Raw genomic sequence first — 5,404 nt, 5'->3', positions numbered from 1 at the left:
CGGTCGCTCCGGCCCCCTTGCGGGTGGCGGACGCGAGTGACATGGGAGCTCCGAGGACGGGCCGGGCGCGCGGGGTACGCGCTACTTGGCCTGGGCGATGGCGGCGTCGATCTCCTTGGCGGTGGCGCTGAGGCCTGCCGTGAGGTCGGTCTGCTTGCCGGACTCGTAGTCGTAGCCGAGGTTCTGCACGGAGACCAGGTAGCCGCCGCCGTTGACCACGGCCGGCGTGGTGCCGGAGCTGGCGTGCTTGGCGATGTTCACGAAGGTCTTGAAGTTCTCGTCGGCGACCAGCTTCGGCGACTCCAGCGCGGCGAAGGTGCTCGGCACGTTGTGGATCGCGTTGGCGAAGGAGACGACCGCGTCGGTGTCGGTGGTCAGGAACTTCACGAACTCCCAGGCGGCGGCCTGCTTCTTGCTGGTGCTGGCGATGCCGACGATGGTGCCGGTCTGGTAGCCGCGGCCGTAGGTGTCCTGCTGGTCGTCCGGCACCGGGAACGGGGCGGTGGCCCACTCGAAGTCCGGCTTGTCGGTGGCGAGCGAGGCGGTGCGCCACTCGCCGTCGATGGCCATCGCGACCTGGCCGGTGTGGAACGGGTTCTTGGCGCTGAACTCCTCGCCGAAGGTGGCGCGGTACTTCTCCAGCTTGTCGAAGCCGCCGAGCTTGTCGACCATGCTCTTCTGCCACTTCATCATCGCGGCGACCTTCGGGTCGGTGGCGACGGTGGACTTGCCGGCGGGGTCGAAGTAGGTGGGGCCGTACTGGCCGAGGAAGTGCTCGGTGGTCGACTCGTAGCCGTGGTAGAGCGGCATGAAGCCGAGCTGCTTGTAGCCGTCGCCCTCGGGGACGGTGAGCTTGTTGGCGACCTCGGCGAACTCGCTGAAGGTCTTCGGCGGGTTGGTGATGCCCGCGTCGGCGAAGGCCTTCTTGTTGTAGTACAGGCCGAAGGCGTCGCCGAGCAGCGGCAGGGAGCACTGGTTGCCCTGGAACTGCGTGTAGTTGAGCATCGCGGCCGGGAAGGTCTTGGCGGCGTCGATGCCGTCCTTGGCCAGCAGCGGCTTGAGGTCGACGAAGGCCTTGGTCGAACAGAACATGCCGACGTTGTTGGTGGTGAAGGAGGACACCACGTCGGGGGCGTCGTCGCCGCCGGCCCGCAGGGACTGGTTGACCTTGTCGTCGGCGATGTTGCCGACGGCCTTGACGTGGATGTTGGGGTGGGCCTTCTCGAAGGCGGCGATGTTGTCGTTGATCGCCTTCACCTCGGAGTCCTGGCTCCAGCCGTGCCAGAAGGTGATCGTGACGTCCTTGCCACTGGCCGAGTCGTCGCTGCCGCCGCCGTCGCTGCTGCCGGTGCAGGCGGTGGCGAGCAGGGCGAGGACGGCGCTGCCGGTGACGGCGGCGAGGGTCCGGCGGCTTCTGCGGGCGGGGGAGGTGGTGGATTGCACTTCGAGGTCCTCCTGGGGGTGCCGCGGGCAGGCGTCATTGCCTCGGGTCCCGCGTTCGGGATGGGGAGAGGTGGGTGCAGGGTCGGGCGGTGCAGGCGGTGCGTCGGGCTGTACGTCGGGCCTGGGGCGGTGCGTCGGGCCGTGCGGCGGGCGTCAGTGGGTCGAGAAGACCGCCTCGCGGGCGGCGGCCAGCGCGCGGGCCAGTGCGCCGATCAGGACGGGCGAGCCGGTCAGCGTGCTGCCCCGGACCTCGGGCCGGGCGGGCGAGATCCTGGCCAGCTCCTCCTCGACCAGGGCCCGCAGCCGTTCGCCACCGGTGGTCGGGACCCCGCCGGAGAGCACCACCAGCCGGGGGTCGACGACGGCGACGATCACGGCCAGGCCGACGGCCAGCCGGGCGGCCAGTTCGGTGAGGAAGGCGTCCCCCGCGCCGGGGGTGGCGAGGGCCCGGGCGACCGCCTCCTCGGCGGTCGGCGCGGCGATCCCGTGCTCCTTGGCCAGGGCCCGGACGGCGGGGGCGCCGACCAGTTCCTGGAACCCGCCGGAGTTGCGCCGGCGGACGTCCCGGACCGGCGAGCCGGGCACCGGCATGTAGCCGACCTCCCCGGCGCCGCCGGTGAAGCCGCGGTGCAGCCGGCCGGCGATCACGATCGCGGCGCCGGTGCCCTCGCCCGCCCACAGCAGCACGAAGTCCTCGAAGCCGCCGGCCGCGCCGGAGGACTGCTCCGCGACGGCGGCGAGGTTCACGTCGTTCTCGATCGTCACCGGCGCGCCGATCGCCTCGGCCAGCCCCTCGACCAGCCGGGGCGCGTGCCAGCCGGGCAGGTGCGAGGCGTACCGCAGCTTGCCGGTGACCGGGTCGGGCGCGCCGCCGACGCCGATCACCACGGTGTGCAGGGCGTCCTCGGCGAGCCCGGCGGCGCGGACCGCCCCGGCGACCGCGTCGGCCACCCGGGGCACGGTCGCGGCGGCCTGCCAGCCCTTGGTGGGGACGACGTGCTCGGAGAGGGTAGTGCCGCTGATGTCGGCGATCGCGACCCGGACCTGGCTGTTGGTCACGTCCAGCCCGGCGACGTATCCGGCGGCGGGATTCACCTGGTACAGCTGCGCGTTGGGCCCCGGTCCGCCGGCCGTGGTGCCCACCGGCAGCACCAGCCCGGCCGCTTCCAGCCGCGCCAGCAGCTGGGAGGCGGTCGGCTTGGAGAGCCCGGTGAGGGTGCCGATCTGGGTGCGGGAGAGCGGGCCGTTCGCCAGCAGCAGTTCGAGCGCGGCGCGGTCGTTGATGGCCCGCAGCAGGCTGGGGGTGCCCGCGAGGGGGGTCTTGGTGTGGCTTCTGGTCACGTGACGATCCTCCTCCTCGGGGCGGCCGGGTTTCCGGTCGGGCCAGCGGCGAACTGTTAGGAAACTTTCCAGTCGCTTGGGACAGGACCGTACGGGCCCCGTCAGCGGAGTGTCAATGGCCCTTCGCACGGAGGATGCCGACTCGTTACCGGACCGCCCCCGAACGGTCCGGAGCCCCGCCCCCGAGTGGCTCGGGGGCGGGGCTCCGCAGGGGTGTCGGACCGGGGTCAGGGGGTCCTGGTGGGGTCGGCCGGAGGGGACGGCGGCAGCGGTATCGGGGTCGCGGCCTTGTAGCCCGCCGAGGTCGGGTCGGCCAGGGCGGACGGCGGGGCCGGGTCGGTGCCCGGGGCCGGGGCCGCGGCGGTGCTCAGGACCATCGCGGCGGCCGTCCCGGCGGCCGCGCCCGCGGCGGCGGCGGGGGTGACCTCCTCCTTGACCTTGATCCCGGCCTCGTCGAAGACCTGCTTGAGCCGCTGGCGCAGCGCCCGCCCCACGCTCAGCGACTTGCCGGGGGCGGTCCGCGCCTCGACCCGCAGCACCACCGAGTCCGCCGCGACCGACTCCACGCCCAGCACCGAGAACGGCGCCCAGACCAGCTCGTCGAACGGCGACTCCTTGGCCAGCGTCTCCGCGGTGTCCTTGATCAGCGCCTCGACCCGCTCCAGGTCCTCCTTGTAGCCGACCTGGACGTCCACCGAGGCGGTCGACCAGCCCTGGCTCATGTTGGCGATGCGCTTCACCTCGCCGTTGCGGATGTACCAGATCTCGCCGCCCGCGCCGCGCAGCTTGGTCACCCGCAGGCCGACCTCCAGCACCGTGCCGGTGGCCACCCCGGTGTCGATCTCGTCGCCGACGCCGTACTGGTCCTCCATGATCATGAAGACCCCGGAGAGGAAGTCGGTGACCAGGTTGCGGGCGCCGAAACCGATCGCCACACCGGCCACACCGGCGCTCGCCAGCAGCGGCGCCAGGTTCACCCCGAGCGCGGACAGCACCATCAGCGCCGCCGTGCCCAGGATCGAGAAGGACGCGACGCTGCGCAGCACCGAGCCGATCGCCTCGGCCCGCTGCTGGCGCCGCTCGGGGTTGACCACCCCGGTGTTGGCCAGCAGCCCGCCCAGCCGGCTGGGCTCGTCCTCGTTCTCGCCCGGCCGCACCATCCGCGTTATCAGCTGGGTGATCACCTTGCGCACCATCGCCCGCAGCACCAGGGCCAGCACGATGATGAAGACGATCCGGACGCCGCTCGCCAGCCAGTCCTGCCAGTGCGAGTCGAACCAGCTGGCGGCCTGCCGGGTGGTGTCGGAGACCTCCTGGGCGCTGGTCGGGATTCTGAGGTCCGGCAACTCCGGGGCCGTGGGAGTCGGGGACGGCGCGGGCGTCGAGGCCGGCGTCGTCGTGGACGCGTCGGCGAGGAGGCCGGCGGCACCGGAGCGGAACACGTGCGGGACCTTCCTGCAGGGGTCGTGACCCGGTCCGCCGCCGCGGTGCCCACCCGGGGTTGGCACGCCCCTGGCCTGCGGACCGTCCGCCTACCCTAGCCGCCGCCCGGCCGCGGGCTTGACACGCCGAGGGCAGGCCGAACGGGCCGGGAGGGTCCGCCGCAGGGCGCGTGCACCTGTCCGGACGCCCCGTCAACGCCCCCGCACGCCGCGTTCCGCGCTGCTCCGCCCGGCCCAGCGACACCCCGGAGGGGCACCGGAGTGCAACCCGCGCTTCCCCCGGGCATACCGGGTATGACAGAACCCACACCCGGAGTTCACATCGGGTCCGTTACACAGGAGTGGTGGCGCCGTACAAAGGCGTAAGGCGACACTGGGGTGGATCACGCACCCGTTGCGTGATCGAACCGCTCGTCCCGGCGCGAGCCACGCGCCGCAGGCGTCCAAGGAGGCATCCGTGCCGCATGTCCTGGTCCTCAACGCGTCCTACGAGCCACTCGGCGTCGTATCGATGCGCCGCGCACTCATCCTCGTCCTCAACCACAAGGCGGTCAGCCTGGAGGACTCGGGGGTCACTCTGCACAGCGCCACCAGCGCCCTTCCGGCGCCGTCCGTCGTCCGTCTGACCCGCTTCGTCCGGGTCCCCTTCTGCGGGCCGGTCCCGCTCACCCGCCGGGCGCTGTTCGCCCGCGACCACGGTCGTTGTGTCTACTGCGGGGCCGCCGCCACCAGCGTCGACCACGTCATCCCGCGCAGCCGGGGAGGCCAGCACCGCTGGGACAACGTGGTGGCGGCCTGCCGCCGCTGCAACCACACCAAGGCCGACCGCCACCTCACCGAACTCGGCTGGCGGATGAAACGACCACCCGCGCCGCCCAGCGGCCTGGCCTGGCGGATCATCGGCACCGGGATCAAGGATCCGCGCTGGCGGCCCTACCTGGAGCCGTACGGCGGGAACGACCAGCTGCGCGCCCCGCAGTGGGACGAGTACGAACACCACGACCATACCGACCCGGCCCACCCGGTCCCACTCGGCCGGGCCCACGCCGGCCACCCCGCCCCCGTCCGCCGCGGTGAGCAGCCCGAACCGCTCTCCGCCTGAGTCCGCACCACAAGGGCTTGCCCGTCATCATTCTCGGTACGCCTCATGGGCCGCCGCGCACCCCGCACCGGGGAGC

4 protein-coding genes are annotated in these 5,404 nt (G+C 72.6%); 1 reads left to right on the top strand and 3 read right to left on the bottom strand.

Annotation, left to right across the window (positions count from 1 at the left end):
- Positions 1-81: 81 nt before the first annotated feature.
- From BI06_RS15355 to BI06_RS15345, 3 genes are all read right to left on the bottom strand, one after another.
- A complete protein-coding gene (locus BI06_RS15355) occupies positions 82-1,443 on the bottom strand; it encodes an ABC transporter substrate-binding protein (protein WP_030395017.1) in 1,362 nt (453 codons plus the stop codon).
- A gap of 153 nt (positions 1,444-1,596) precedes the next feature.
- Positions 1,597-2,784 carry an ROK family transcriptional regulator gene (locus tag BI06_RS15350; RefSeq protein WP_043468621.1) on the bottom strand — a complete coding sequence of 396 codons (1,188 nt, stop codon included), beginning with the start codon at positions 2,782-2,784 and terminating at the stop codon, positions 1,597-1,599.
- Between the two features lie 227 nt (positions 2,785-3,011).
- The gene (locus tag BI06_RS15345) at positions 3,012-4,226 is read right to left on the bottom strand and encodes a mechanosensitive ion channel family protein (RefSeq protein ID WP_082558497.1); all 1,215 of its coding nucleotides are present in this window, start codon (positions 4,224-4,226) and stop codon (positions 3,012-3,014) included.
- A 457-nt stretch (positions 4,227-4,683) separates the two neighbouring features.
- Here BI06_RS15345 and BI06_RS15340 point away from each other — a divergent pair, with 457 nt between their 5' ends.
- Positions 4,684-5,328, top strand: a complete 645-nt coding sequence (locus BI06_RS15340; RefSeq protein ID WP_043468619.1) for an HNH endonuclease — start codon at positions 4,684-4,686, stop codon at positions 5,326-5,328.
- Positions 5,329-5,404 lie beyond the last annotated feature (76 nt).

Origin of the sequence: Kitasatospora sp. MBT66 (genome assembly GCF_000710405.2) — a bacterium.
GTDB classification, from domain to species: domain Bacteria; phylum Actinomycetota; class Actinomycetes; order Streptomycetales; family Streptomycetaceae; genus Kitasatospora; species Kitasatospora purpeofusca.
Note: the sequence above shows the minus strand (reverse complement) of the source record. Positions and strands in the feature narration are given on the sequence as shown.